Below are 25,583 nucleotides of genomic sequence, written 5' to 3' on the forward strand. Positions count from 1 at the left end.
ATGCTGTGACAACACCCAAAAGGAGCAACCATGTTTACCCTCAGCTGGCAGCCACCCTATGACTGGCAATGGATGTTTGATTTTCTCGCCGCCCGTGCGCTGAAGGGCGTGGAAACTGTTACTGCCACCGACTATACGCGCAGTTTTGCCTACGGCGGGCATCGGGGACTGATCCGCGTGACGCCAAATCTGCGTGCCAGCACGTTACAGGTTACGCTGAGCGATGGCCTCCTGCCTGTCCGGGAACAGTGCCTGGCGCGCATCGCCCGTCTCTTCGATCTGGATTGCGACCCACAGCAGATAGTACAGGCCCTCGGGGATCTCGGTGAGGCGCGGCCCGGTTTACGCCTGCCGGGCTCGATGGATGCGTTTGAACAAGGCGTACGCGCCATTCTTGGCCAGCTGGTCAGCGTGGCGATGGCGGCGAAGCTGGCCGGGAGGGTGGCGGCGCTGTACGGCGAGCCCCTGGCGCAGACTGACTACGTCTGTTTTCCGACACCTGCCGCGCTGGCAAAGGCCGATCCGCTGGCGCTGAAAGCGCTGGGGATGCCGGTCAAGCGGGCAGAATCGTTGATTCATCTGGCGCAGTCGGTGGTGGCGGGGGATTTTCCGACGCAGACGCCAGACGATATCCACAGTGCGATGAAAGCCCTGCAAACCCGGCCGGGAATTGGCCGCTGGACGGCAAACTATTTCGCCCTGCGCGGCTGGCAGGCGAAAGATGTCTTTTTAGCGGACGATTATCTGATTAAGCAGCGCTTTGCGGGCATGACGCCTGCGCAAATCCGCCGCTATGCCGAGCGCTGGCAGCCGTGGCGATCTTACGCCTTGCTGCACATCTGGTACACCGACGGCTGGGCGCCATCAGTTGATGGCGAAATAGCTGGTATTCAGTAGCAGTTCCAGCGGCTGCGGTTCGCCAATGGTGTCGCCGAAGATATAGTCGATGCCAATTCCGGACAGGGTGTCCATCATGATTGGTTGATTGCTTGGCCCGGCGATGGTTTTCATCCCCAGCCGTACGGCGTGGCCTTGAATAATGGTCACCAGCATCTCGTCCATCAGATTGCCGTGGACGTTGACCACCAGCTCCGGGTCGATCAGCAGATAGTCGGCCATGTGAGTATTGAGGTGATTGAACACGTCCATGTCGCGCCCGACGTGGCTGAGGACAATCCGGCATCCGGCATGGCGCAGCTTCTGCAGATTGACGCGGATGTTGTCATCTGCCTGCGTCAGCACGCTGACGTGCACCACCAGATGCAGGAGTCGCGACGGGAGCAGGCTTTTGGCCAGCATCTCCAGCAACTCATCCACCAGCGTAATACTGGCCAGTCCGGCCATCGACAGCGGCAGAGCCACGCCCATGCCTTTATGGGTCAGCGGCGCGGCGAAATTGCGGAAAAACTCCTGCAAAATGCGTCGGTCGAGGGCGTGGATCAGCTCAGGCTCGGCCAGCCCGGCCCGGAAGGCCTGTTCTTCCAGCATCTTTCCTTCACTGGTCCACAGGCGCAGAGAGAGCATCCAGAAGTTGCTGCTTTCAGGAATCCGTGGGGAGGCGACGCTGCGGGCAATCATCAGCAAATGGTTGTCTTTGATCATATGCCACTGCTCATCCAGCGAGATGGCGTCCTGGGCGTTCTGCGCGCGCTCCTGCTGCGGCTCATATACCGTCACCACGCCGCGGCCGCTGTTTTTCGAGGAGTAGCAGGCGATATCGGCCTGCGACATCACTTCGGCCGCCTGATGGTTGCGCTCGTCAATCTGGGTGATCCCGGCGCTGGCGCCAATCCGGTGCAGACGGCCTTCCCAGAGAAAGTGGTACTCGTTAATCGCCGTAATCAGGCGACCGACGATATAGCGCGCGCTTTCCGTGTTGCAGTCCGGCAGCAGCAGGCCAAATTCATCCCCGCCCAGACGTGCCAGCATATCGCTGGAGCGCAGCATGCTCAGCATCAGCGAAGAGAGCTCCCGCAGCAGGGCATCGCCCGCCGCGTGACCTGCGGTATCGTTGACGGCTTTAAAGCGGTCCAGATCGATAAACACCAGCGCATGACGCTGGCGCGTCTCCTGCACGGTCTGCAGCATCCGCTTGAGATAGCTTTCGAAGCTGACGCGGTTTGCCAGGTGGGTGAGGGCGTCGTGGGAGGCGTTGTAGCTCAGCTCGCGCAGCATTTTGCGCGATTCGGTCACGTCCTGGATAACCAGCACCGAGCCGATATTCTGCCCGTCGAGAGTGCTTAGCGGCGTAATGCTGTAGTGGATGTCGTAACTGCCGCCGCTGCGGCTGTGGAGAACAACGTCCTGTTCCATATCCGAACGGGACATATCGCCGCTGTGAATATTTTCCATCAGCGGGCCGTTATCGCCGAAGGTGATGTGCAGTACCGAGAGGATCGGCTGGGACATCGCTTCATGCTGCAGCCAGCCGCTCATTTTTTCCGCCACAGGGTTCATAAAGGTGACGTTCATATTGATATCGGTACAAAGCACCGCTTCGCCGATGGAGTCGAGCGTAATGTGCAGACGCTCTTTTTCCTGGAACAGCGCCTCGTTCAGCTCTTTGACCTCGGTCATGTCCATATTGATGCCGAGCAGACGCTCCACTTCGCCCTGCTTATTCAGCACCCGGTTCGCCAGGGCGCGGATGTGGCGCACGCCGTCTTTCACCCGGATACGGAACTCAATCTTGAACGGGGTGCGGGCTGCCAGCGAATCGCGCACCACCTGTTCGGCCTGGGCGCGATCTTCCGGCAGCATACATTCATGCCACAGCTGCCAGGTGGGCTTGATGTGCGCAGGCACTTCGTACAGATCGAACATGCGCTTGTCCCAGCTGATCACGTCCGGTTTAACGTCCCACTCCCAGATGCCAATCCCGCCTGCTTCGTTGGCCAGCGTAATACGCTCCATCAGACGCTTATTGACCCACTCGGTATGCTTAAGGTCGTTGATGTCTTCAATCTGGGCGATAAAGTACAGCGGCGTGCCGTCGGCGTGACGTACCAGCGATACCGCCAGCAGCGCCCAGACCACGTCGCCGTTGCGGGTGTAGTAGCGTTTCTCCAGCGAATAACTGTTTATTTCGCCTCTGAGCAGCCGCTCCAGCTGTTCCACATCGTTGTGCAGATCTTCCGGCCAGGTCATCTGCTGGAAGCTCAGGGACTGAAGCTCGGACTGGCTGTAGCCGAGAAACTGGCACAGTGCTTTGTTAGCCTGCAGCCACTGGCCTTCGATGCCGACCAGCGCCATGCCGATGACGGAATACTCCATCGCATTACGGAACCGCTCTTCGCTCTCAGTGATGTGTTTACGCTCGGCGCGGAAGGCATACATCACCATGGTCATCACGTTGGCGGGGATCAGCATCATCAGGAACGGCAGCCACGGGGCATTGACCATCGCGCTGGCGTTTTGGGTCACCAGCGCGATCGGGTTGGCGGCTATCATCAGCGACACCATCATCACCGTCACCAGGAACACCAGAAACGCTTCAAGGCGCGGCAGGCGTACGGCGCTCCACATCAGCAGCACGATAATGGCGGTGAAAGGCCACGGCAGAAAACGCAGCGAGATCCAGCTCAGCAGCATGGTGATTGCCATGGTGACCAGCGTTTCTAACAGCAGTCGGGGATTGCGATGACGCAGCAGGTAGTGCGGTTTGAACAGCAGGCCCAGCGGCACCAGCGCCAGCGAGCCGATCGACTCTGAGAGCACCCACACCAAAAAGTTGCGCAGCGGCGCATCGCCCGGCGCCAGAAAATAGACCAGCACGCCACCCAGCACCGGCGGGATCAGGGCGCTGCCAATCGCCAGGCGGATCCAGTCCCCGAGATTTTGCAGCGGATTATACCAGGGCAGCAGTTTGCGCAGCAGCAGGGCGCCGACGCAGGCTTCCAGCACGTTGATCGTCACATACCAGAGATTGATCATCTCCCAGGAGAACAGCATCCAGGAGGCACCGAGATTACCTAAGGTGCAGGCGAGCGCGATCCCCGGCCACATCTTCCCGGCGTGGCGATAGAACGCCACCATCATAATGGCGGTCGGGAACCATAGCGGTGCGAGAAACGTGCCGAAACGCGTTAATTCGAGTGAGAAAAGGGTAAAGATAAAGGTAAGTAAACCAAGACTGACAAGCCGTAGTAAAGGATGGGGCGTAGTGACTAAAACGCGCTGGTATTTTTTATTCATTACCGCTTATCCGAAGACGCCATACCGCCAGGAGTCAACTCCGGACGCGTTCATTTTTTAATTTCGATCATGCTAGTACAAACAATTTACAATTAATATGGTGTCTGCTCATAATTTGACATCGCAGGGTTATTAAATACTTATCCTGCAAAAAATTCATCTTTAACGCGTTAAAACTGACCGGTAAAATTTGCGTCAGGGGCAATTCGCGCGCACTTTGAACGCGTCTCGCTAAACAAACCTATTCGACTGGTATCGGGACCGCGAAATCCCTATAATTGCCGCGTTTGACGCTCAGGCGTCGTCCTTCCTTACATCCAGGTTACTCAGGTCGCAAAATTTATGACTGATAAGTCTCATCAGTGCGTCATTATAGGCATCGCCGGCGCATCGGCTTCAGGTAAAAGTCTCATTGCCAGTACGCTTTACCGTGAATTACGTGAACAGGTCGGTGATGAGCACATCGGCGTCATTCCAGAAGACAGCTATTACAAAGATCAAAGCCATCTGTCGATGGAAGAGCGTGTTAAAACCAACTACGACCATCCGAGCGCGATGGATCACAGTCTGCTGTTCCAGCATCTTCAGGCTCTGAAGAACGGCACCGCCATTGAGCTGCCGGTGTATAGCTATGTGGAACACACTCGTCTTCAGGACACCGTCCGCATTGAGCCGAAAAAGGTCATTATCCTTGAAGGGATCCTGCTGCTGACCGACGCACGCCTGCGCGAATCCATGAATTTCTCGATTTTTGTCGATACCCCGCTGGATATCTGCCTGATGCGCCGCATCAAGCGCGACGTCAACGAGCGCGGCCGCTCAATGGATTCGGTGATGGCCCAGTACCAGAAAACCGTCCGTCCCATGTTCCTGCAGTTTATTGAACCGTCCAAACAGTATGCCGACATTATCGTGCCGCGCGGGGGTAAAAACCGCATCGCCATTGATATTCTGAAAGCGAAAATCAGCCAGTTTTTTGAATAACACGCGCAAATTGTGTACCGTTCAACGATAACCGGGTTCGCCCTTCGGCAGCATTTGCCCGAGGGCGCAGTGCACGAAAGGAGAAAGTGGCATGCGTCTTTGTGACCAAGATATTGAAGCCTGGCTGGACGAAGGCCGTCTGGAAATCACCCCGCGCCCGCCGGTAGAGCGGATTAACGGCGTGACTGTCGATGTGCGTCTGGGGAATAAGTTTCGTACCTTTAGCGGCCATACCGCCCCCTTTATCGACCTGAGCGGGCCGAAGGACGAAGTCAGCGCCGCGCTGGAACGCGTGATGAGCGACGAAATCGTGCTGGCTGACGGCGAAGCATTTTATCTGCATCCGGGTGAGCTGGCGCTGGCCGTGACGTTTGAATCGATCACTCTGCCTGCGGATCTGGTGGGCTGGCTCGACGGTCGTTCATCGCTGGCGCGTCTTGGGCTGATGGTCCACGTCACCGCGCACCGTATCGATCCCGGCTGGTCCGGGCGTATCGTGCTGGAGTTTTTCAACGCCGGTAAACTGCCGCTGGCCTTGCGCCCGGGCATGATGATTGGCGCGTTGAGCTTCGAGCCGTTAAGCAACCCGGCGGTACGTCCGTACAACCGCCGCCAGGATGCCAAATATCGCGACCAGCAGGGTGCGGTCGCCAGTCGTATCGATAAAGACTGACCCCGGCCCACAGAGGAAGCCATGAGAAGAGTTCTGACCACGCTGATGATCTTGCTGGTGGTGCTGGTTGCAGGCCTGTCAGCGTTGGTTCTGCTGGTTAACCCCAATGACTTTCGTGCCTACATGGTGCGTCAGGTTGAGGCGCGTAGCGGCTATGCGCTGAAGCTCGACGGACCGCTGCGCTGGCACGTCTGGCCGCAGCTCAGCATACTTTCCGGGCGCATGTCGTTGACCGCGCCGGGTGCTTCTGCGCCGCTGATTGCCGCGGATAATATGCGTCTGGATGTGGCGCTGATCCCGCTGCTGTCGCACCAGTTGCAGGTAAACCAGGTCATGCTGAAAGGGGCGGTTATCCAGCTCACCCCGCAAAGCGAGGCGGTGCGCAACGTCGATGCACCTGTTGCCCCGCGCGAAAACACCTTGCCTGACAAAGCCGAAGATACCGGCTGGTCGTTTGATATTGGCCGCCTTAAAGTGGCGGACAGCGTGCTGGTGTTCCAGCATGAAGACGACGAGCAGGTTACGGTGCGTAATCTCAACCTGCAGATGGAGCAGGATGAACACCACAAGGGCACGGTTGAATTCAGCGCCCGCGTGAACCGCAATCAGCGCGATCTGACCCTCTCTTTCCATGCCGACGTTGATGCCTCTGACTATCCGCATCTGCTGAGCACCCATATCCAGCAGCTCAGCTGGCAGCTGACCGGTGCCGACCTGCCGACCCAGGGCATTACCGGCAAGGGCGATCTGCAGGCGCAGTGGCAGGAAGAGCATAAAAAGCTCGAACTCAATAAACTCAATCTACAGGCCAATGACAGCACCCTGGCCGGACAGGCCAGCGTGATCCTGAGCAATGAACCGCAATGGAACATCGACCTGCAGTTCGACAAGCTCAATCTGGAAAACCTGCTCCCGGCTCAGGCGGCAGTATCAACCGCCGATCGCGAGGCGACCCAGCAGGGGCAAAAGCAGCCGAAGCAGACGCGGCCGGTGATCTCCTCTAACCTCAACCAGCCGGACTACAATGGTCTGCGTGGCTTTGATGCTGACATTCTGTTGAAGGCGAACAGCGTGCGCTGGCGCGGGATGGACTTCACCCAGGTGAGCAGCCAGATGAGCAACGCTAACGGGCTGCTCACCATCACTGAGCTGAGCGGTAAGATGGGGCAGGGGCATCTGTCGCTACCCGGCACGCTCGACGTGCGTAAAGCCACGGCCCAGGCCGCCTTCCAGCCGCGTCTCGACAATATTGAGATTGGCACCATTCTGAAGGCGTTCGACTATCCGATTTCCCTGACCGGCAGCCTGACGATGGCGGGGGATTTCGCGGGCAGTAAGATCGACGCCGAAGCGTTCCGCCGTAGCTGGCAGGGCGATGCGCACATCGATATGCGCAACACCCGCATGGAAGGGCTTAACTTCCAGCAACTGGTTCAGCAGGCGGTAGAGCGCAGCAGTAACGTCAAAGTGGAGGATAACTTTGACAACGCCACCCGTCTGGACAGTTTTGTTACCGACCTGTCGCTTAACAACGGTCAGCTTGCGCTGGAAAACATGCAAGGCAGCTCGCCGATGCTGACCCTTGAAGGCAAAGGTACGCTGGATCTGGTGAAAGAGACGGCCGACACCCGCTTTAAAATCCGGGTGCTGGAAGGCTGGCTCGGCGAAGGTAAGCTGATCGATTTCCTGAAAGAGACGCCGATCCCGTTGAATGTGTACGGCAACTGGCAGGCGCTGCACTACAGCCTGCAGGTGGATCAGCTGCTGCGTAAACATCTGCAGGATGAAGCGAAGCGTCGGCTGGGCGACTGGGCCGAGAAGAATAAAGATTCGAAAAACAGCAAAGACGTGAAGAAGTTGCTGGATAAGTTATAGTCGTGAATCCCCTCACCTCATCGAGGTGAGGGGAAACCTCAAAGCTCGTAATCCCCATCCTCCTCCATACTCAGCGGGATCAACTGCACTTTCTGCACCCGGTGGTTTTCCACCTCCAGCGTTTTCAAAGCGTATTCCCCCACCTGAACCTCTTCCCCCGGCTGCGGGATGCGCTGCAAATTCTCCATCAGCAGCCCGGCAATAGTGTGGTATTCGCGTTTCTCGTCCAGCGGCAGCGGCACGTACTGCACCAGATCCTCCAGCGGCATGTGGCCGTTGGCGGTCCAGCTGCCGTCGGCGTTCTTCTGAATATCATGCCGGGCGTCGAGCTCTTCCACTTCATTAGGCAGATTCCCGGCGATGGTCTCCATCACGTCGCTGAGCGTCACTAACCCTTCCACAGAGCCAAATTCATCCACCACAAAGGCGAAGTGGGTGCGGGCATTACGGAACTGTTCCAGCGCCTGCAGCAGCGGTAGTCCTTCCGGGAAGACCAGTGGCTGACGCACCAGCGCGCGCAGGTTCAGCGCCTCGCCCTGCAGCTGCTGATTGAGCAGATCGATGACGTGCACCACCCCCAGCAGCTCCTCTTCCTGTTCGCCACCGGTCACCACGATGCGGGTGTGCTGGTTCTTCTCCAGCAGCGCGCGAATGCTCATCTCCGGCGCGTTGAGGTCGATATGCTCAATATCATGGCGCGAGGTCATGATGCTACTGACGGAACGCTGATTGAGGTTCAGCACCCGCTCAATCATTCGTCGCTCCTGCGGATCAAAGATCGGGCTGTTATCGTGATCCGCCAGCAGCGAAGAGGATTGCGCATCCAGCTCGGCATCCTCTTTTCGGCCGCTCAGCAGGCGTACCACCGTTTCTGCCGTGCGCTGGCGCAGCGTCTGGTTGGCCCACAGGAAGCGCCGACGGTTGAAGATTGCCAGCTGGTTCAGCGCCTCAATAATCACTGAGAAGCCAATCGCGGCGTACAGATAGCCTTTCGGGATATGGAAGCCAAACCCGTCGGCCACCAGGCTAAAGCCGATCATCAGCAGGAAACTGAGACAGAGGATGACAATCGTAGGATGGTTATTCACAAAACGCGTCAGCGACTTGCTGGCCATCACCATCAGGATAATGGCGATAATCACGGCGGCCATCATAACCGGCAGTTGGTCGACCATCCCCACGGCGGTGATCACCGAGTCCAGCGAGAAGACCGCATCCAGCACCACGATCTGCGCCACGACTGGCCAGAATTTAGCGCCGCGCCGCTGGGTGGTGTTTTCGCTGTCCTTACCTTCCAGCCTTTCGTTGAGTTCGACCGTGGCTTTGAAAATCAGGAACAGCCCGCCGAAGAGCATGATCAGATCCCGGGCGCTAAAGCCGTGGCCGTACAACGTGAACAGCGGACGGGTGAGCGTTACGAGCCAGGAGATAGAGGCCAGCAGCAACAGGCGCATCACCATTGCCAGCAGCAGGCCGGTGATACGGGCGCGGTCGCGCTGCGCGGGAGGCAGTTTTTCGGCGAGAATGGCGATAAAGACCAGGTTATCGATACCGAGCACAAGTTCCAGCACCACCAGGGTGACCAGACCGGCCCATATTGATGGATCTGCTATCCATTCCATAGTGGGAGTAATACCTCATGTGATATGACAATTGTCACATTCCGATCATGGATACCAGGGCGGGAAAATGCAATCCCGGTCGGCAATTTCTCTCTGCTGTCGGGTGGAAAATACGGCAATCATTATCCCTGCACTCTGTGTGTTAATAGCGTAAATGTTCTGGAAATAGATAAAATAAGAAATATCGCATGCTGAATTTATCCCTTTAATAATGTCAATATAAAGTAATTCCTAAAAGCGTGGGAATGATACCGTTAATATTAATCTTAAAAGGTCTTTCCTTGCGGATGTTTCCTTGCCTGATATTCGGTTAGCTGCAACAATTCTTCCAGCATCACATACCTCCGTATCTTGCTGCTATTTTCTGTGTCGGTTTAATCGCCTGAAAAACTATATTTGGTTCGGATTTATCCTGCCTGACATATTTTTCCGTTAAGCCATGCCAATGAGGGTGTTTATCCATAACTTACTGTTTATGCAGTGGATTGGTAACTGAAAGCCAAGGGCGGTAGCGTGCCTGAAGGCGTGTTAATCAGCCTCGATTATTCTGTCAATAGCCTGGTGGTGCATTGTGCGCTTTTAGGACTGATGCCAGTTATATTTCTGTTTTATTAACTGCATGCTAAAAGTATTACCGCGCCTCGCTTATTTAAATTGTACAGGGTAATTACTCTGCCAAAGTGATAAATAATCAATGATGAAATCCAAACTGAAATTGATGCCATTATTGGTGTCTGTGACCTTGATGAGTGGTTGCACGATCTTACCCGGCAGCAATATGTCGACGATGGGCAAGGATGTGATTAAACAGCAGGATGCTGATTTCGATATTGATCGCATGGTGAATGTTTATCCCCTGACCCCACGACTGGTCGAACAATTACGCCCGCGCCCGAATGTGGCGCAGCCGAACGTCAGCCTCGACCAGGAGATCGCCGCCTACCAGTACCGCGTCGGACCGGGTGACGTGATTAACGTGACCGTCTGGGATCACCCCGAGCTGACCACCCCCGCCGGGCAGTACCGTAGCTCCAGCGATGCCGGTAACTGGGTGCAGCCGGACGGCACCATGTTCTATCCCTACGTGGGTAAAGTGCGCGTCGTCGGCAAAAGCCTCTCCGAAATCCGCAGTGACATTACCGGGCGTCTGGCGCAGTACATCGCCGACCCGCAGGTGGACGTGAATATCGCCGCCTTCCGCTCGCAAAAAGCCTATGTCTCCGGCCAGGTGAATAAATCCGGCCAGCAGGCCATCACTAACGTGCCGCTGACCGTGCTCGACGCCGTCAACGCCGCGGGCGGTCTGACCGATACGGCGGACTGGCGCAACGTGGTGCTGACCCACGAAGGGAAAGAGCAGCGCATTTCGCTGCAGGCGCTGATGCAAAACGGCGATTTGAGCCAGAACCGACTGCTCTATCCGGGCGACATCCTGTTTGTACCGCGCAATGACGATCTGAAAGTGTTCGTGATGGGCGAAGTGAAGAAACAGAGCACCCTCAAGATGGACTTCAGCGGCATGACCCTGACCGAAGCGCTCGGCACCGCAGAAGGGCTGGATATGAATACCTCCAACGCCAGCGGCATCTTCGTGATCCGTCCGCTGAAAGGCGAGGGCAGTGCGAAGGGCAAGATCGCCAACATCTATCAGCTGGATATGTCCGATGCCACTTCGCTGGTGATGGCGACCGAATTCCGCCTCCAGCCGTATGACGTGGTGTATGTCACTACCGCACCGGTTTCTCGCTGGAACCGCCTGATTAACCAGTTGCTGCCAACCATTAATGGCGTCCGCTACATGACGGACACGGCACACGACGTCCACACCTGGTGATCCGCGATGTTTAACAAAATTCTGGTGGTATGCGTGGGGAACATCTGCCGTTCCCCCACGGCCGAACGGCTGCTGAAGCAGTATCAGCCGACGCTGACCGTGGCGTCGGCCGGACTGGGGGCGCTGGTGGGCAAAGGGGCCGATGCACAGGCCAGCAGCGTGGCGGCAGATAATCAGCTTTCGCTCGACGGGCACTGTGCCCGTCAGGTCTCTGCCCGCTTGTGTCGGGACTATGACCTGATCCTCGCCATGGAAAAACGCCACATTCATGCCCTGTGCGACATCGCACCGGAAATGCGCGGCAAGGTGATGCTGTTTGGTCACTGGGACAATGAGCGCGAGATCCCCGATCCGTATCGCAAAAGCCGTGAAGCGTTTGAGGCGGTTTACACCTTACTCGACCAGTCTGCCCGCCAGTGGGCGCAGGCACTGAACGTTCAGCAGGGATAACAATGACAGCAAACGTAAAACCTTCTGCCGCCCCCTCTACGGGTAGCGATGAAATTGATATTGGCCGCCTGGTCGGGACCGTCGTAGAGGCGCGCTGGTGGGTACTGGGGATTACCGCGGTATTTGCCGCCGCGGCGGTGATTTACACCCTTTTTGCCACCCCGATCTACAGCGCCGATGCGCTGGTACAGATTGAACAGAACAGCGGCAATTCGCTGGTGCAGGACATCGGTTCGGCACTGTCGAACAAGCCGCCCGCCTCACAGGCGGAGATTCAGCTGATCCAGTCTCGTCTGGTGCTGGGTAAAACGGTGGACGAGCTGGATCTGGATATCGGCGTCAGCAAAAACAGCTTCCCGGTGTTTGGTGCAGGCTGGGACCGGCTGATGGGTCGGGCGAACGACACGGTGAAAGTGACCACCTTCACCCTGCCTGCCGGGGCAGGGGGGCAGATCTTTACCCTTGAGGTGACAGGACCTGAACAGTATCAGCTCACCAGCGACGCCGGTTTTAGCGCCAAAGGCGAGGTCGGGAAGATGCTGGAAAAAGATGGCGTCAGCATGATGGTCAGCGCCATCAAGGCCGGGACGGGGAGTGAGTTTACGGTCAGTAAATTCTCGATGCTGGGGATGATCAACAGCCTGCAAGGCAACCTGACGGTCACCGAAAACGGCAAGGACACCGGGGTGCTGAGCATGAACTTCACCGGGGAGGATAAAGACCAGATCCGCGCCATCCTCAACAGCATTACCCGCAACTACCTTGAGCAGAACGTGCAGCGCAAGTCGGAAGAGGCGTCAAAAAGCCTCGCCTTCCTCGCGAAGCAGCTCCCGGAAGTGCGCTCCCGCCTGGATGAGGCAGAGAACAAGCTTAACGCCTATCGCCAGGATAAAGACTCCGTCGACCTGCCGCTGGAAGCCAAGTCGGTGCTGGATTCGATGGTCAACATCGACGCCCAGTTGAACGAGCTGACCTTTAAAGAAGCAGAGATCTCCAAGCTTTACACCAAACGTCATCCGGCGTACCGCACCCTGCTGGAAAAACGCCAGACCCTGGAAGAAGAAAAATCGAAGCTCAATGGCCGCGTTACCGCGATGCCAAAAACCCAGCAGGAGATTGTGCGCCTGACCCGTGACGTGGAGTCCGGCCAGCAGGTCTACATGCAGCTGCTGAACAAACAGCAGGAGCTGAAGATCACCGAGGCCAGCACCGTGGGCGACGTGCGTATCGTCGACCCGGCCATCACCCAGCCCGGCGTGCTGAAGCCGAAGAAAGCGTTGATTATTCTTGGCAGCATTATTCTCGGCCTGATGCTCTCTATCGTTGGCGTGCTGCTGCGCTCCCTGTTTAACCGGGGTATTGAAAGCCCGCAGGTGCTGGAGGAGCACGGGATCAACGTTTACGCCAGCATTCCGCTCTCCGAATGGCAGAAGTCGCGGGACAGCGTCAAAACCGTCCACGGTGTGAAGCGCTACAAGCAGAGCCAACTGCTGGCGGTGGGCAACCCAACGGATCTGGCCATCGAAGCCATCCGCAGTCTGCGTACCAGCCTGCACTTCGCCATGATGCAGGCCAACAACAACGTGCTGATGCTCACCGGGGTCAGTCCGTCAATTGGTAAGACCTTTGTCTGCGCCAACCTGGCCGCGGTGGTCAGCCAGACCAACAAGCGGGTGCTGCTGATCGATTGCGATATGCGGAAGGGCTACACCCACGAACTCCTCGGCACCAACAACGTTAACGGTCTGTCGGACATTCTGCTCGGCAAGGGCGAGATCAGCCAGTGTGCCAAACCGACCTCCATTACCAACTTTGACCTTGTGTCGCGCGGCCAGGTGCCACCGAACCCGTCAGAGCTGCTGATGAGCGAGCGTTTCAGCCAGTTGGTGGAATGGGCAAGCAAACACTACGACCTGGTGCTGATCGATACCCCGCCAATTCTGGCTGTTACTGACGCGGCGATTGTTGGTCGCCATGCCGGTACCACCCTGATGGTGGCGCGCTATGCGGTCAACACCCTGAAAGAGGTCGAGACCAGTCTGAGCCGCTTTGAGCAGAACGGCATCGCGGTGAAAGGGGTGATCCTCAACTCCATCTTCCGTCGCGCCAGCGGGTATCAGGATTACGGGTATTACGAGTACGAATATAAATCGGACAGCAAGTAATGAGCCACTCGGGGAACACCATGACCACACGTCCTTTGATTTCTATTTATATGCCGACATGGAACCGTCAGCAGCTGGCGATCCGCGCAATTAAGTCGGTCTTGCGCCAGGACTATGACCACTGGGAGCTGATTATCGTTGACGACTGCTCCGCCTCGTATGAGCAGCTGCAGCAGTTTGTCGACGGGCTGAACGATTCACGCGTCAAATACACCCATAACCCGATCAACTCCGGGGCCTGTGCGGTGCGCAATCAGGCGATTATGCAGGCCTCGGGCCAGTACCTGACCGGGATTGACGATGATGACGAGTGGACGCCGAACCGGCTGTCGATCTTCCTCGCAAATCAGCACCAGTTGGTGACGCACGCGTTCCTGTACGCCAACGATTATGTCTGCGAGGGCGAAGTCTATTCCCAGCCCGCCAGCCTGCCGCTGTACCCCAAGTCGCCTTACTCCCGCCGCCTGTTCTACAAGCGCAATATTATTGGCAACCAGGTGTTCAGCTGGGCGTGGCGCTTTAAAGAGAGTCTGTTCGATACCGAACTGAAAGCCGCCCAGGATTACGACATTTTCCTGAGGATGGTGATGGAGTACGGCGAGCCGTGGAAAGTGGACGAGGCGACGCAGATTCTGCACATCAACCACGGGGAGATGCAAATCACCTCTTCGCCGAAAAAGTTCTCTGGCTACTTCCATTTTTATCGTAAGCACAAAGACAAGTTCGACCGCGCCAGCCGCAAGTATCAGCTGTTTACGCTGTATCAGATCCGCAACAAGCGGATGAACTGGCGCACCTTGCTAACGCTGCTCTCGGTGCGTAACGGCAAACGTCTGGCTGACGGACTGCGGGGGAAATAATGCTGCTGGAAGATTGTCGCGCCAACAGCTGGAGCCTGCGCCCGTGCTGCATGGTTCTGAGCTATCGCATCGCCCACTTTTGCTCGGTGTGGCGCAAAAAAAATGTGCTCAACAATCTGTGGGCGGCCCCGGTGCTGGTGCTGTACCGCATCATCACCGAGTGCGTTTTTGGCTACGAAATCCAGGCCGCCGCCACCATCGGACGGCGCTTCACCATTCACCATGGCTATGCCGTGGTGATCAACAAATTTGTGGTCGCCGGGGATGATTTTGTCATCCGTCATGCGGTGACCATCGGCAATCGCGGGGCTGACAGCCTGGCCTGCCCGCAGATCGGCAATAACGTCGAGCTGGGCGCTAACGTGGTGATGCTGGGTAATATCACCATCGGCAACAACGTCACGGTGGGCGCAGGTAGCGTGGTGCTCGACAGCGTGCCGGACAACGCGCTGGTGGTGGGGGAGAAGGCCCGCGTGAAGGTGATCAAATGAACATTCTGCAGTTTAATGTGCGTCTCGCCGAAGGTGGGGCAGCAGGCGTGGCGCTGGATTTGCACCAGCGCGCCCTGCAGCAGGGGCTGGCGTCGCGCTTTGTCTACGGCTACGGCAAGGGCGGCAAAAAAAGCGTCAGCCACGACCAGTACCCGCAGGTGGTGAAACACACTCCGCGTCTGACCTCGGTGGCGAACATTGCCCTGTTTCGCCTGTTTAATCGCGATCTGTTCGGCAACCTTAACAGCCTGTACCGCACCGTCACCCGCACCCCGGGCCCGGTGGTGCTGCACTTTCACGTTCTGCACAGCTACTGGCTGCGGCTTGAAGAGGTGGTGGCGTTTTGCGAAAAGGTGAATGCCCATAAGCCGGATACCACCTTTGTCTGGACCCTGCACGACCACTGGAGCGTAACCGGGCGTTGTGCCTTTACCGACGGCTGCGAAGGCTGGAAAGACCATTGCCAGAAATGCCCGACCCTAAGTAACTATCCGCCGGTGAAAGTGGATCGCGCCCATCAGCTGGTGGCCGGTAAACGTCAGCTGTTTCGCGAAATGCTGGCGCTCGGGTGCCAGTTTATCTCCCCCAGCCAGCACGTGGCCGAGGCGTTTAACAGCCTGTACGGGGCAGGGCGCTGTCGGATAATCAATAACGGTATCGACGTGGCGACGGAAGAAATACTGGCGGAACTGACCCCGGTTGCCGTCACTCCGGGCAAACCGAAAATCGCGGTGGTGGCCCACGATCTGCGCTACGACGGCAAAACCAACCAGCAGCTGGTGCGCCAGATAATGGCCCTCGGCGATAAGGTCGAACTGCACACCTTCGGCAAGTTCTCGCCGTTTGAGGGCCCGAACGTGGTCAACCACGGCTTCGAAACCGACAAGCGCAAGCTGATGAGCGCCCTGAACGGGATGGATGCGCTGGTGTTCAGCTCCCGGGTGGATAACTATCCGCTGATCCTCTGCGAAGCGCTGTCGATTGGCGTGCCGGTGATCGCCACCCACAGCGACGCCGCGCGCGAAGTGCTGGAAAAGTCCGGCGGGAAAACCTTCGCGGAAAACGAGGTTCTGCCGCTGGTGCAGATGGCGAAAGCCGACATCGCCCAGGCGGTATTTGGCACCACGCTTGCGGCCTTCAGCGCCCGCAGCCGCCAGGCCTACAGTGGACAACAGATGCTGGAGGAGTATGTCTCGTTCTATCAGAGTCTGTAGCTATCTGCTGCTGCCGCTCATCTACCTGCTGGTCAACGTCAAAATTGCCCAGCTCGGCGAAAGCTTCCCGATCACCATCGTCACCTTCCTGCCGCTGTTACTGCTGCTGTTCGTCGACAAGGTAAGCGTCAAGAAGCTGATGATTGCGCTGGGGCTCGGCGTCGGGCTGACTGCCTTTAACTACATCTTTGGTCAGTCGCTCGATGCCAGCAAGTACGTCACCTCGACGATGCTGTTTGTCTATATCGTGATCATTATTGGCATGGTGTGGAGTATTCGCTTTAAAACCATCTCGCCGCACAATTATCGGAAGATCCTCAGGTTCTTTTATCTGGTGGTCGGAATCATTGTCACCCTGGCGGCACTGGAGATGGCGCAAATTATTCTGACCGGCGGCAGTAGCCTGATGGAAATAATTTCGAAATATCTTATTTACAGTAATAGCTATGTCCTGAACTTTATTAAGTTTGGTGGCAAGCGTACTACCGCACTCTATTTTGAACCGGCGTTCTTCGCTCTGGCGTTAATCTCAATTTGGCTCAGTATCAAACAGTTCGGTATCAAAACCCCCAAGACCGATGGTATGATTCTCGCAGGCATTGTGCTGTCAGGTTCGTTCTCCGGGGTTATGACGTTTATTCTGTTTTATCTTCTGGAGTGGGCGTTTCAGTATCTCAATAAAGAGGCCATCAAGAAAAAGTTACCGCTGGCAATCATTTCATTATCCGTATTTTTGGTTGGGATAGTGTTTGCGTTTCCGTATATCTCCGATCGCCTGGGTGATTTAGGTACGGAAGGGTCGTCATCGTACTACCGAATTATTGGTCCATTAGTGATGGTCGGTTATTCCTTGACCCATATTGATGGTGTAGTCAGATTCGGCTCACTTTATGAATATGTTGCATCATTCGGAATCTTTAACGGTGCGGACGTCGGGAAAACAATAGACAATGGCCTGTATCTGCTGATTATTTATTTCTCGTGGTTTGCGGTGTTATTAACCGGATGGTATCTGACGAAAGTATTTAAAATGACCGTCAGCGCGTTTGGTGATAATCAGAATTTTCGCGTGCAGCTTTATCTTTTTACGCCGGTGTCGCTGTTTTTTACCGGGTCAATATTTAGTCCGGAATATGCATTCTTAATCGTATGCCCGTTTATTTTGCGCAAGGCGCTCAATATTACGCATTCATAACGAGGTGGTTTATGTTACTTAGCGTCATTACGGTTGCCTTTCGTAACTACGAAGGAGTGGTCAATACCTGGCGGTCACTGCGCAATCTGGCGCGCGATCCCAGCCTCCGTTTTGAATGGATTGTGGTGGATGGCGGCTCTGATGACGGCACCGCTGAGTTTCTCGAAAAACTGAACGGTGAATTTAACTTACGCTACGTCAGCGAGAAAGACCGCGGCATTTACGATGCGATGAACAAAGGGGTGGCGATGGCGCAGGGGCGCTACGCAATCTTCCTTAATTCCGGGGATATCTTTCATGACGACGTGGCGCAGACGGTCCGCCAGCTTGGCAGAAAGCCGGATAACGCCATGTACATTGGCGACGCGCTGCTCGATTTTGGCGACGGGAATAAAGTCCGCCGGGCCGCAAAACCTGGCTGGTATATTTATCACAGCCTGCCGGCCAGCCATCAGGCGATTTTCTTCCCGGTCAGCGGCTTAAAAGCGTGGCCGTACGATCTGCAATATAAAGTGTCTTCGGATTACGCCCTGGCGGCCAGACTGTATAAAGCCGGATATCCGTTTAAACGCATTGACGGGCTGGTGTCCGAATTCTCAATGGGTGGGGTGTCAACCTCGAATAATCTTGAATTGTGCCAGGATGCAAAAAAAGTACAGCGTGAAATATTACGCGTGCCGGGCTTCTGGGCGGAATTATCTTATTTATTACGTCTGAGAACGACGGGTAAAACGAAAGCCTTATATAACAAAGTCTGAATATAAGGAAAGACGATGCAGGAATTAAACGGCTTTGCGGTACCGAAAGGATTTCGCGGGGCAGGTGGAATTAAAGTTCAGATCTGGTGGGCAGTGCAGGCAACGTTATTTGCCTGGTCACCGCAAATAGCCTATCGCTGGCGTGCTTTTTTACTCCGTCTGTTTGGCGCAAAAATAGGAAAAAACGCAGTAATACGACCCTCGGTGAAAATTACCTATCCGTGGAAATTAACCCTTGGCGACAACGCCTGGGTGGGTGATGACGCGGTGCTGTATACGCTGGGAAATATTACGATTGGGGCGAATGCCGTGGTGTCGCAGAAATGCTATCTCTGCACCGGTAGCCACGATTATATGAGTCAACATTTTGATATTAACGCGCAGCCAATCGTGATTGGCGAGAAATGCTGGCTGGCAACGGATGTGTTTGTTGCCCCCGGCGTCGCAATTGGCGATGGCACCGTCATCGGTGCGCGCAGCAGTGTTTTTAAATCGCTACCGGCAAATAAGCTTTGCCGTGGCAATCCCGCAGTGGTGATACGCGAACGCGTTGAAACTGAATAACTTCGATAAGTCTGGAGAAAATAAACATGTCTAAAGTCGCTCTCATCACCGGCGTAACCGGACAGGATGGTTCTTATCTGGCGGAACTCCTGCTGGAAAAAGGCTATGAAGTGCACGGAATCAAACGTCGTGCCTCTTCGTTCAATACCGAGCGCGTGGATCATATCTATCAGGATCCACACGCGGCAAACCCAAAATTTCACCTGCACTATGGCGATCTGACCGACAGCTCTAACCTGACCCGTATTCTGCAGGAAGTGCAGCCGGATGAGGTCTACAACCTGGGCGCCATGAGCCACGTTGCGGTCTCCTTTGAATCGCCGGAATACACCGCCGATGTGGATGCGATGGGTACTCTGCGCCTGCTGGAGGCGATCCGCTTCCTCGGTCTGGAAAAGAAAACCCGTTTCTATCAGGCGTCTACCTCTGAGCTGTACGGCCTGGTGCAGGAAACGCCGCAGAAAGAGACCACGCCTTTCTACCCACGCTCGCCGTATGCGGTCGCTAAACTGTACGCCTACTGGATCACCGTGAACTACCGCGAATCTTACGGTATGTACGCCTGTAACGGCATTCTGTTTAACCACGAATCCCCGCGCCGCGGCGAGACTTTCGTCACCCGTAAAATTACCCGTGCCATCGCTAACATCGCTCAGGGTCTGGAGAAGAAGCTGCACCTCGGCAACATGGACTCCCTGCGCGACTGGGGCCATGCCAAAGACTACGTGAAAATGCAGTGGATGATGCTGCAGCAGGAGACCCCGGACGACTTCGTGATCGCCACCGGCGTGCAGTACTCCGTGCGTCAGTTTGTCGAGATGGCCGCGGCGCAGCTGGGCATCAAACTGCGTTTTGAAGGCACCGGCGTGGATGAAAAAGGCATTGTGGTCTCGGTCACCGGTCACGATGCACCGGGCGTGAAGCCGGGGGATGTGATTATCGAAGTCGACCCGCGCTACTTCCGTCCTGCTGAAGTGGAAACCCTGCTCGGCGACCCAACCAAAGCGCACGAAAAGCTGGGCTGGAAACCGGAGATCACCCTCCAGGAGATGGTGTCCGAGATGGTTGCCAACGATCTTGAAGCAGCCAAGAAGCACTCCCTGCTCAAGTCCCACGGCTACGAGGTTGCCATCGCGCTGGAGTCCTGAGAATGAGCACACAACGTATTTTTGTCGCCGGACATCGCGGGATGGTGGGGTCGGCGATTGTTCGCCAGCTCCAGGCGCGCGGCGACGTCGAGCTGGTGCTGCGCACCCGCGACGAACTGAACCTGCTGGATGCCACCGCGGTGCAGGCCTTTTTTGCTGAGCAGCGTATCGATCAGGTGTATCTGGCGGCGGCGAAAGTGGGCGGTATTGTCGCCAACAATACCTACCCGGCGGATTTCATCTACGAGAACATGATGATCGAGAGCAACATTATTCACGCCGCGCATCTGCACAACGTGAATAAGCTGTTGTTCCTCGGATCCTCCTGCATCTACCCGAAGCTGGCAAAACAGCCGATTGCCGAGAGCGAACTGCTGCAGGGCACGCTTGAAGAGACCAATGAGCCGTACGCGATTGCCAAAATCGCCGGGATCAAGCTGTGCGAGTCCTATAACCGCCAGTATGGCCGGGACTATCGCTCGGTGATGCCGACCAACCTGTACGGGCCGTTTGATAACTTCCACCCGAGCAACTCCCATGTGATCCCGGCGCTGCTGCGCCGGTTCCATGAAGCAACCCTCAACAACGCGCCTGACGTAGTGGTGTGGGGCAGCGGGACGCCGATGCGCGAGTTCCTGCACGTGGACGATATGGCAGCCGCCAGCATCCACGTGATGGAGCTGGCCCGCGAGGTGTGGCAGGAGAACACCCAGCCGATGCTGTCGCACATTAACGTCGGCACCGGGGTGGATTGCACCATCCGCGAGCTGGCCCAGACCATCGCCCAGGTGGTGGGATATCGGGGCCGGGTGGTGTTCGATGCCAGCAAACCTGACGGCACACCGCGCAAGCTGCTGGACGTGACCCGTCTGCATCAGCTGGGCTGGTTCCACGAGGTCTCCCTTGAGCAGGGGCTGGCCAGCACCTGGCAGTGGTTCCTCGAAAACCAGCACCGCTACCGGGGGTAGATATGTTTTTAAGTCAGGAAGATTTTGCCACGGTCGTGCGCGCCACGCCGCTTATCTCCATCGATTTGATTGTGGAGAACGAACGCGGCGAGTTCCTGCTCGGGCAACGCACCAACCGTCCGGCGCAGGGCTACTGGTTCGTCCCCGGCGGGCGGGTGCAGAAAGACGAAACCCTGGCGCAGGCGTTTGAACGCCTGACGCTGGCGGAGCTGGGGCTGCGTCTGCCGCAATCGGCGGGCCAGTTTTACGGCGTCTGGCAGCACTTCTATGACGATAACTTCTCCGGGCGCGATTTCTCCACCCACTACGTGGTGCTTGGGTATCGCCTGCGGGTGAATACGGCAGACCTGCGTCTGCCCGATGCCCAGCACGACGATTACCGCTGGCTGACGCCTGACGCGCTGCTTGCCAGTGACCATGTGCACGACAACAGCCGGGCCTATTTCCTGGATCAGTCTGGGGTGCCGGGCTTATGAAAATTTTGGTCTACGGCATCAACTACTCGCCGGAACTGACCGGGATCGGTAAGTACACCGGCGAAATGGTCGAGTGGATGGCGAGCCAGGGTCACGAGGTGCGGGTCATTACCGCCCCGCCTTACTACCCGGAGTGGAAAGTGGGCGAGCGCTACTCCAGCTGGCGCTATCGCCGCGAACAGGGGGCCGCCACTGTCTGGCGCTGCCCGCTGTACGTGCCGAAGCAACCCTCAACGCTGAAACGGCTGATTCATCTGGGCAGCTTTGCCCTGAGCAGCTTTTTCCCGCTGATGGCCCAGCGCCGCTGGAAGCCCGATCGCATTATCGGCGTGGTGCCGACGCTGTTTTGCACCCCAGGCATGCGCCTGCTGGGTAAGCTCTCCGGCGCGCGCACCCTGCTGCACATTCAGGATTATGAAGTGGACGCCATGCTCGGACTGGGGATGGCGGGCAAAGGCAAGGGCGGCAAGGTGGCGAAGCTGGCCAGCGCCTTTGAACGCAACGGCCTGCAAAACGTCGACTACGTCTCGACCATCTCGCGCTCGATGATGAACAAAGCGCGGGAGAAAGGCGTGGCGGCGGAAAAAGTGATCTTCTTCCCCAACTGGTCCGAAGTGGCGCGTTTTCGTGACGTGACGCCTGCCGATGCGGCTGCCCTGCGCGCACAGTTGGGGCTTGCCGGGGCGCAAAAAATCATTCTGTACTCCGGCAACATCGGCGAGAAGCAGGGGCTGGAAAACGTCATTGAGGCTGCCGCGCAGCTCAGCGATAAGCCCTGGCAGTTTGTGATTGTCGGTCAGGGCGGCGGTAAAGCGCGGCTGGAAAAGCTGGCCCGCGAACGCGGCCTGCACAATATTCAGTTTTTCCCGCTGCAGTCTTACGACGCCTTGCCGGCGCTGCTGAAGATGGCCGACTGCCATCTGGTCGTGCAAAAGCGCGGCGCGGCGGATGCGGTGCTGCCCTCCAAGCTGACCAACATTCTGGCGGTGGGCGGCAATGCGGTGATCACCGCTGAATCCCACACCGAGCTGGGCCAGCTGTGTACCGACCTGCCGGGGATCGCCGTGTGCGTGGAGCCGGAATCGGTTCCCGCGCTGGTCGCCGGGATTGAACATGCCCTCACCATGCCCGCTGAGAACGCCGTGGCGCGTGAGTACGCCGAACGCACGCTCGAGAAAGAGAACGTGCTGAGCCAGTTTATTGCAGATATACGGGAATAAGTCATGAGTCAAAATACGTTGTACCCGGTAGTGATGGCGGGTGGCTCTGGTAGCCGGTTGTGGCCGCTGTCCCGCGTGCTTTATCCAAAACAGTTCCTCTGCCTGAAAGGGGAACTGACTATGCTGCAGACCACGGTCAGCCGTCTGAACGGCGTGCAGTGCGAAAGCCCGGTGGTGATCTGTAACGAACAGCACCGCTTTATCGTCGCCGAGCAGTTGCGTCAGCTGAACAAGCTGACCGAAAACATCATTCTGGAGCCTGCCGGGCGCAACACCGCCCCGGCCATTGCTCTCGCGGCGCTGGCCGCCCAGCGCAGCAGCCCGGATTGCGATCCGCTGATGCTGGTGCTGGCCGCCGATCACGTTATTCAGCAGGAAGACGCCTTCCGCGACGCGGTGCGCGCGGCGATCCCCTACGCCGTAAGCGGCAAGCTGGTGACCTTTGGTATCGTGCCGGATATGCCGGAAACCGGCTACGGCTACATTCGTCGCGGTGAAGTGACCCCGGGCGAAGGCGACAGCGTGGCCTTTGACGTGGCGCAGTTTGTCGAAAAACCGAATCTTGAAACCGCGCAGGCCTATGTCGGCAGCGGGGAGTATTACTGGAACAGCGGTATGTTCCTGTTCCGCGCCGGGCGCTACCTGGAAGAGTTGCAAAAGTATCGTCCGGACATTCTGACCGCCTGCGAAAAAGCGATGGCGACCGTCGATCCGGACCTGGATTTTATCCGCGTCGACGAGCAAGCCTTCCTCGCCTGCCCGGAAGAGTCGGTGGATTACGCCGTGATGGAGCGCACCGCTGATGCGGTGGTGGTGCCGATGGACGCGGGCTGGAGCGACGTTGGCTCCTGGTCTTCCCTGTGGGAAATCAGCGCCCAGACGCCGGAAGGCAACGTCCATCACGGGGATGTGATCAGCCATAAAACCGAAAACAGCTACGTGTATGCCGAGTCCGGGCTGGTGACCACCGTTGGCGTAAAGGATCTGGTGGTCGTTCAGACCAAAGACGCGGTGCTGATCGCCGATCGCAACGCGGTGCAGGACGTCAAAAAAGTCGTTGAGCAGATTAAGGCCGATGGCCGCCATGAGCACCACATTCACCGGGAAGTTTACCGTCCGTGGGGCAAATACGACTCCATCGACGAAGGCGAACGCTACCAGGTCAAGCGCATTACCGTGAAGCCGGGCGAGGGGCTGTCGGTGCAGATGCACCACCACCGGGCCGAACACTGGGTGGTGGTGGCGGGTACCGCCAAAGTCACCATCGACGAGGTGGTGTCGCTGCTGGGTGAAAACGAATCGATCTACATTCCGCTGGGAGCCACCCACTGCCTGGAAAACCCGGGGAAAATCCCCCTCGATCTGATTGAAGTGCGCTCCGGCTCGTATCTGGAAGAGGACGACATCGTCCGCTTCGAAGACCGCTACGGGCGCGTGTAGCGCTAACCAGTAGATTTCGAATTAATTAAAAATATCTCCTCAAGGGAGAGGGCTGACTGTTGCCTGAAAAAGGGGTAATGATGCAAAAATTAACCTGTTTTAAAGCCTACGATATTCGCGGCAAGCTGGGCGAAGAGCTGAATGAAGATATCGCGTGGCGCATTGGCCGCGCCTACGGCGAATATTTAAAACCGAAAACCATCGTGCTGGGCGGCGACGTGCGCCTGACAAGTGAAGCATTAAAACTGGCGCTGGCGAAAGGGCTGCAGGATGCGGGCGTTGACGTGCTGGACATCGGTCTTTCCGGCACCGAAGAGATCTATTTTGCCACTTTCCACCTTGGGGTCGACGGTGGAATTGAAGTGACCGCCAGCCATAACCCGATGGACTACAACGGCATGAAGCTGGTGCGCGAAGGCGCGCGGCCGATCAGCGGCGACACCGGCCTGCGCGACGTCCAGCGGCTGGCGGAAGCTAACGATTTCCCGCCGGTTAACGCGGCGAAACGCGGCAGCTATCAGCAGATTAACCTGCAGCAGGCGTATATCGATCACCTGCTGGGCTACATCAATCCGGCCAACCTTACGCCGCTGAAGCTGGTGATTAACTCCGGCAACGGCGCGGCAGGCCCGGTGGTGGATGCGCTGGAGGCCCGCTTTAAGGCGCTAAACGTGCCGGTCACCTTTATCAAGGTACACAACACCCCCGATGGTACGTTCCCGAACGGAATTCCGAACCCATTGCTACCGGAGTGTCGCGCTGATACCCGCAATGCGGTGATCGAACACGGGGCCGATATGGGGATTGCCTTCGACGGCGATTTTGACCGCTGCTTCCTGTTCGACGAGAAAGGGCAGTTTATCGAGGGCTACTACATTGTCGGCCTGCTGGCAGAAGCCTTCCTCGAAAAACACCCTGGGGCGAAGATCATCCACGACCCGCGTCTGGCCTGGAATACGGTGGACGTGGTGGCTGCGGCAGGCGGTACCCCGGTGATGTCGAAAACCGGGCATGCGTTTATCAAAGAGCGGATGCGTGCCGAAGATGCCATCTACGGTGGCGAGATGAGCGCTCATCACTATTTCCGTGATTTTGCCTACTGCGACAGCGGGATGATCCCGTGGCTGCTGGTCACCGAACTGCTGTGCCTGAAGGGGCAGACGCTGGGTGAACTGGTGCGCGACCGGATGGCGGCCTTCCCGGCGAGCGGGGAGATCAACAGCACTCTGGCAGCCCCGGCCGAGGCGATTGCCCGCGTCGAGCACCACTTTGCCCTGCATGCGCTGGAAATCGACCGCACCGACGGCATTAGCATGGCGTTCCCCCAGTGGCGCTTCAATCTGCGCTCTTCCAACACCGAGCCTGTGGTGCGCCTGAACGTGGAATCCCGCGCTGATACTGCGCTGATGCAGGCGCGAACGCAGGACATTATGGCGCTGTTGAATCAGTAAT

General features: G+C 57.2%; 21 protein-coding genes. 19 read left to right on the forward strand and 2 right to left on the reverse strand.

Features of this window, described 5'->3' with window-relative positions:
• Positions 1-30 precede the first annotated feature (30 nt).
• The gene (gene alkA, locus M8014_RS09230) at positions 31-897 is read left to right on the forward strand and encodes a DNA-3-methyladenine glycosylase 2 (RefSeq protein WP_271282192.1); all 867 of its coding nucleotides are present in this window, start codon (positions 31-33) and stop codon (positions 895-897) included.
• Here alkA and M8014_RS09235 read toward each other — a convergent pair.
• Positions 865-4,194 carry a diguanylate cyclase gene (locus M8014_RS09235; protein ID WP_271282193.1) on the reverse strand — a complete coding sequence of 1,110 codons (3,330 nt, stop codon included), beginning with the start codon at positions 4,192-4,194 and terminating at the stop codon, positions 865-867. The genes alkA and M8014_RS09235 overlap by 33 nt on opposite strands.
• Before the next feature lie 342 nt (positions 4,195-4,536).
• On the opposite strand from M8014_RS09235, the gene udk reads away from it, so the two are divergent.
• From udk to asmA, 3 genes are all read left to right on the forward strand, one after another.
• Positions 4,537-5,178, forward strand: a complete 642-nt coding sequence (gene udk / locus M8014_RS09240; RefSeq protein ID WP_271282194.1) for a uridine kinase — start codon at positions 4,537-4,539, stop codon at positions 5,176-5,178.
• Between the two features lie 91 nt (positions 5,179-5,269).
• Positions 5,270-5,851 (forward strand): dCTP deaminase, encoded by a 582-nt coding sequence (dcd, locus tag M8014_RS09245; RefSeq protein WP_271282195.1) that lies wholly within the window; start codon positions 5,270-5,272, stop codon positions 5,849-5,851.
• Positions 5,852-5,872: 21 nt separating this feature from the next.
• Positions 5,873-7,726 (forward strand): outer membrane assembly protein AsmA, encoded by a 1,854-nt coding sequence (asmA, locus tag M8014_RS09250; protein WP_271282196.1) that lies wholly within the window; start codon positions 5,873-5,875, stop codon positions 7,724-7,726.
• A 38-nt stretch (positions 7,727-7,764) separates the two neighbouring features.
• Here asmA and M8014_RS09255 read toward each other — a convergent pair whose 3' ends face one another.
• Positions 7,765-9,348: a TerC family protein gene (locus tag M8014_RS09255; protein WP_271282197.1), complete on the reverse strand. Its 1,584-nt coding sequence runs from the start codon at positions 9,346-9,348 to the stop codon at positions 7,765-7,767.
• 694 nt (positions 9,349-10,042) lie between these two features.
• Between M8014_RS09255 and M8014_RS09260 the strand changes: the two genes are divergently transcribed.
• The 15 genes from M8014_RS09260 to cpsG all read left to right on the forward strand — a co-directional run bounded on the left by M8014_RS09260 (position 10,043) and on the right by cpsG (position 25,582).
• Positions 10,043-11,182: a polysaccharide export protein gene (locus M8014_RS09260; RefSeq protein WP_271282198.1), complete on the forward strand. Its 1,140-nt coding sequence runs from the start codon at positions 10,043-10,045 to the stop codon at positions 11,180-11,182.
• Positions 11,183-11,188: 6 nt separating this feature from the next.
• Positions 11,189-11,632 (forward strand): low molecular weight protein-tyrosine-phosphatase Wzb, encoded by a 444-nt coding sequence (gene wzb / locus M8014_RS09265; protein WP_271282199.1) that lies wholly within the window; start codon positions 11,189-11,191, stop codon positions 11,630-11,632.
• Positions 11,633-11,634: 2 nt separating this feature from the next.
• A complete protein-coding gene (gene wzc, locus M8014_RS09270; protein WP_271282200.1) occupies positions 11,635-13,797 on the forward strand; it encodes a tyrosine-protein kinase Wzc in 2,163 nt (720 codons plus the stop codon).
• 20 nt (positions 13,798-13,817) lie between these two features.
• Positions 13,818-14,657 carry a colanic acid biosynthesis glycosyltransferase WcaA gene (gene wcaA / locus M8014_RS09275; protein WP_271282201.1) on the forward strand — a complete coding sequence of 280 codons (840 nt, stop codon included), beginning with the start codon at positions 13,818-13,820 and terminating at the stop codon, positions 14,655-14,657.
• A 2-nt stretch (positions 14,658-14,659) separates the two neighbouring features.
• Positions 14,660-15,148 carry a colanic acid biosynthesis acetyltransferase WcaB gene (wcaB, locus tag M8014_RS09280; protein WP_271282348.1) on the forward strand — a complete coding sequence of 163 codons (489 nt, stop codon included), beginning with the start codon at positions 14,660-14,662 and terminating at the stop codon, positions 15,146-15,148.
• The gene (gene wcaC / locus M8014_RS09285; RefSeq protein WP_271282202.1) at positions 15,145-16,362 is read left to right on the forward strand and encodes a colanic acid biosynthesis glycosyltransferase WcaC; all 1,218 of its coding nucleotides are present in this window, start codon (positions 15,145-15,147) and stop codon (positions 16,360-16,362) included. The genes wcaB and wcaC overlap by 4 nt, the downstream gene beginning before the upstream one ends.
• Positions 16,337-17,557, forward strand: a complete 1,221-nt coding sequence (wcaD, locus tag M8014_RS09290) for a colanic acid polymerase WcaD (RefSeq protein ID WP_271282203.1) — start codon at positions 16,337-16,339, stop codon at positions 17,555-17,557. Before wcaC ends, wcaD begins: the two co-directional genes overlap by 26 nt.
• An 11-nt stretch (positions 17,558-17,568) precedes the next feature.
• Complete coding sequence (gene wcaE, locus M8014_RS09295) at positions 17,569-18,315, forward strand: colanic acid biosynthesis glycosyltransferase WcaE (protein ID WP_271282204.1); 747 nt, start codon at positions 17,569-17,571, stop codon at positions 18,313-18,315.
• A 15-nt stretch (positions 18,316-18,330) separates the two neighbouring features.
• Entirely contained in the window at positions 18,331-18,879 is a 549-nt protein-coding gene (wcaF, locus tag M8014_RS09300; RefSeq protein ID WP_271282205.1) for a colanic acid biosynthesis acetyltransferase WcaF, read from the forward strand.
• Between the two features lie 26 nt (positions 18,880-18,905).
• Positions 18,906-20,027, forward strand: coding sequence for a GDP-mannose 4,6-dehydratase (gene gmd, locus M8014_RS09305; protein WP_271282206.1), 1,122 nt, complete (start codon positions 18,906-18,908; stop codon positions 20,025-20,027).
• A 2-nt stretch (positions 20,028-20,029) separates the two neighbouring features.
• The gene (gene fcl / locus M8014_RS09310; RefSeq protein WP_271282207.1) at positions 20,030-20,995 is read left to right on the forward strand and encodes a GDP-L-fucose synthase; all 966 of its coding nucleotides are present in this window, start codon (positions 20,030-20,032) and stop codon (positions 20,993-20,995) included.
• 2 nt (positions 20,996-20,997) lie between these two features.
• The gene (locus M8014_RS09315; RefSeq protein WP_271282208.1) at positions 20,998-21,471 is read left to right on the forward strand and encodes a GDP-mannose mannosyl hydrolase; all 474 of its coding nucleotides are present in this window, start codon (positions 20,998-21,000) and stop codon (positions 21,469-21,471) included.
• Entirely contained in the window at positions 21,468-22,691 is a 1,224-nt protein-coding gene (gene wcaI / locus M8014_RS09320) for a colanic acid biosynthesis fucosyltransferase WcaI (RefSeq protein ID WP_271282209.1), read from the forward strand. Before M8014_RS09315 ends, wcaI begins: the two co-directional genes overlap by 4 nt.
• A 3-nt stretch (positions 22,692-22,694) precedes the next feature.
• Positions 22,695-24,131 (forward strand): mannose-1-phosphate guanyltransferase, encoded by a 1,437-nt coding sequence (gene cpsB, locus M8014_RS09325; protein ID WP_271282210.1) that lies wholly within the window; start codon positions 22,695-22,697, stop codon positions 24,129-24,131.
• 80 nt (positions 24,132-24,211) lie between these two features.
• Positions 24,212-25,582 carry a colanic acid biosynthesis phosphomannomutase CpsG gene (gene cpsG / locus M8014_RS09330; protein ID WP_271282211.1) on the forward strand — a complete coding sequence of 457 codons (1,371 nt, stop codon included), beginning with the start codon at positions 24,212-24,214 and terminating at the stop codon, positions 25,580-25,582.
• Position 25,583: the final 1 nt, after the last annotated feature.

This window comes from Silvania hatchlandensis (genome assembly GCF_025564065.1).
GTDB lineage: Bacteria > Pseudomonadota > Gammaproteobacteria > Enterobacterales > Enterobacteriaceae > Enterobacter > Enterobacter hatchlandensis.

What these genes read in the sequence shown, in the direction of transcription:
- wzc (WP_271282200.1), top strand. Translation starts at nt 11,635, where the DNA reads ATGACAGCAAACGTAAAACCTTCTGCCGCCCCCTCTACGGGTAGCGAT.
- udk (WP_271282194.1), top strand. Translation starts at nt 4,537, where the DNA reads ATGACTGATAAGTCTCATCAGTGCGTCATTATAGGCATCGCCGGCGCA.
- wcaE (WP_271282204.1), top strand. Translation starts at nt 17,569, where the DNA reads ATGTTACTTAGCGTCATTACGGTTGCCTTTCGTAACTACGAAGGAGTG.
- cpsB (WP_271282210.1), top strand. Translation starts at nt 22,695, where the DNA reads ATGAGTCAAAATACGTTGTACCCGGTAGTGATGGCGGGTGGCTCTGGT.
- gmd (WP_271282206.1), top strand. Translation starts at nt 18,906, where the DNA reads ATGTCTAAAGTCGCTCTCATCACCGGCGTAACCGGACAGGATGGTTCT.
- fcl (WP_271282207.1), top strand. Translation starts at nt 20,030, where the DNA reads ATGAGCACACAACGTATTTTTGTCGCCGGACATCGCGGGATGGTGGGG.
- wcaD (WP_271282203.1), top strand. Translation starts at nt 16,337, where the DNA reads ATGTCTCGTTCTATCAGAGTCTGTAGCTATCTGCTGCTGCCGCTCATC.
- alkA (WP_271282192.1), top strand. Translation starts at nt 31, where the DNA reads ATGTTTACCCTCAGCTGGCAGCCACCCTATGACTGGCAATGGATGTTT.
- M8014_RS09235 (WP_271282193.1), bottom strand. Translation starts at nt 4,194, where the DNA reads ATGAATAAAAAATACCAGCGCGTTTTAGTCACTACGCCCCATCCTTTA.
- M8014_RS09315 (WP_271282208.1), top strand. Translation starts at nt 20,998, where the DNA reads ATGTTTTTAAGTCAGGAAGATTTTGCCACGGTCGTGCGCGCCACGCCG.
- M8014_RS09255 (WP_271282197.1), bottom strand. Translation starts at nt 9,348, where the DNA reads ATGGAATGGATAGCAGATCCATCAATATGGGCCGGTCTGGTCACCCTG.
- dcd (WP_271282195.1), top strand. Translation starts at nt 5,270, where the DNA reads ATGCGTCTTTGTGACCAAGATATTGAAGCCTGGCTGGACGAAGGCCGT.
- wcaC (WP_271282202.1), top strand. Translation starts at nt 15,145, where the DNA reads ATGAACATTCTGCAGTTTAATGTGCGTCTCGCCGAAGGTGGGGCAGCA.
- asmA (WP_271282196.1), top strand. Translation starts at nt 5,873, where the DNA reads ATGAGAAGAGTTCTGACCACGCTGATGATCTTGCTGGTGGTGCTGGTT.
- wcaI (WP_271282209.1), top strand. Translation starts at nt 21,468, where the DNA reads ATGAAAATTTTGGTCTACGGCATCAACTACTCGCCGGAACTGACCGGG.
- M8014_RS09260 (WP_271282198.1), top strand. Translation starts at nt 10,043, where the DNA reads ATGATGAAATCCAAACTGAAATTGATGCCATTATTGGTGTCTGTGACC.
- cpsG (WP_271282211.1), top strand. Translation starts at nt 24,212, where the DNA reads ATGCAAAAATTAACCTGTTTTAAAGCCTACGATATTCGCGGCAAGCTG.
- wzb (WP_271282199.1), top strand. Translation starts at nt 11,189, where the DNA reads ATGTTTAACAAAATTCTGGTGGTATGCGTGGGGAACATCTGCCGTTCC.
- wcaF (WP_271282205.1), top strand. Translation starts at nt 18,331, where the DNA reads ATGCAGGAATTAAACGGCTTTGCGGTACCGAAAGGATTTCGCGGGGCA.
- wcaA (WP_271282201.1), top strand. Translation starts at nt 13,818, where the DNA reads ATGACCACACGTCCTTTGATTTCTATTTATATGCCGACATGGAACCGT.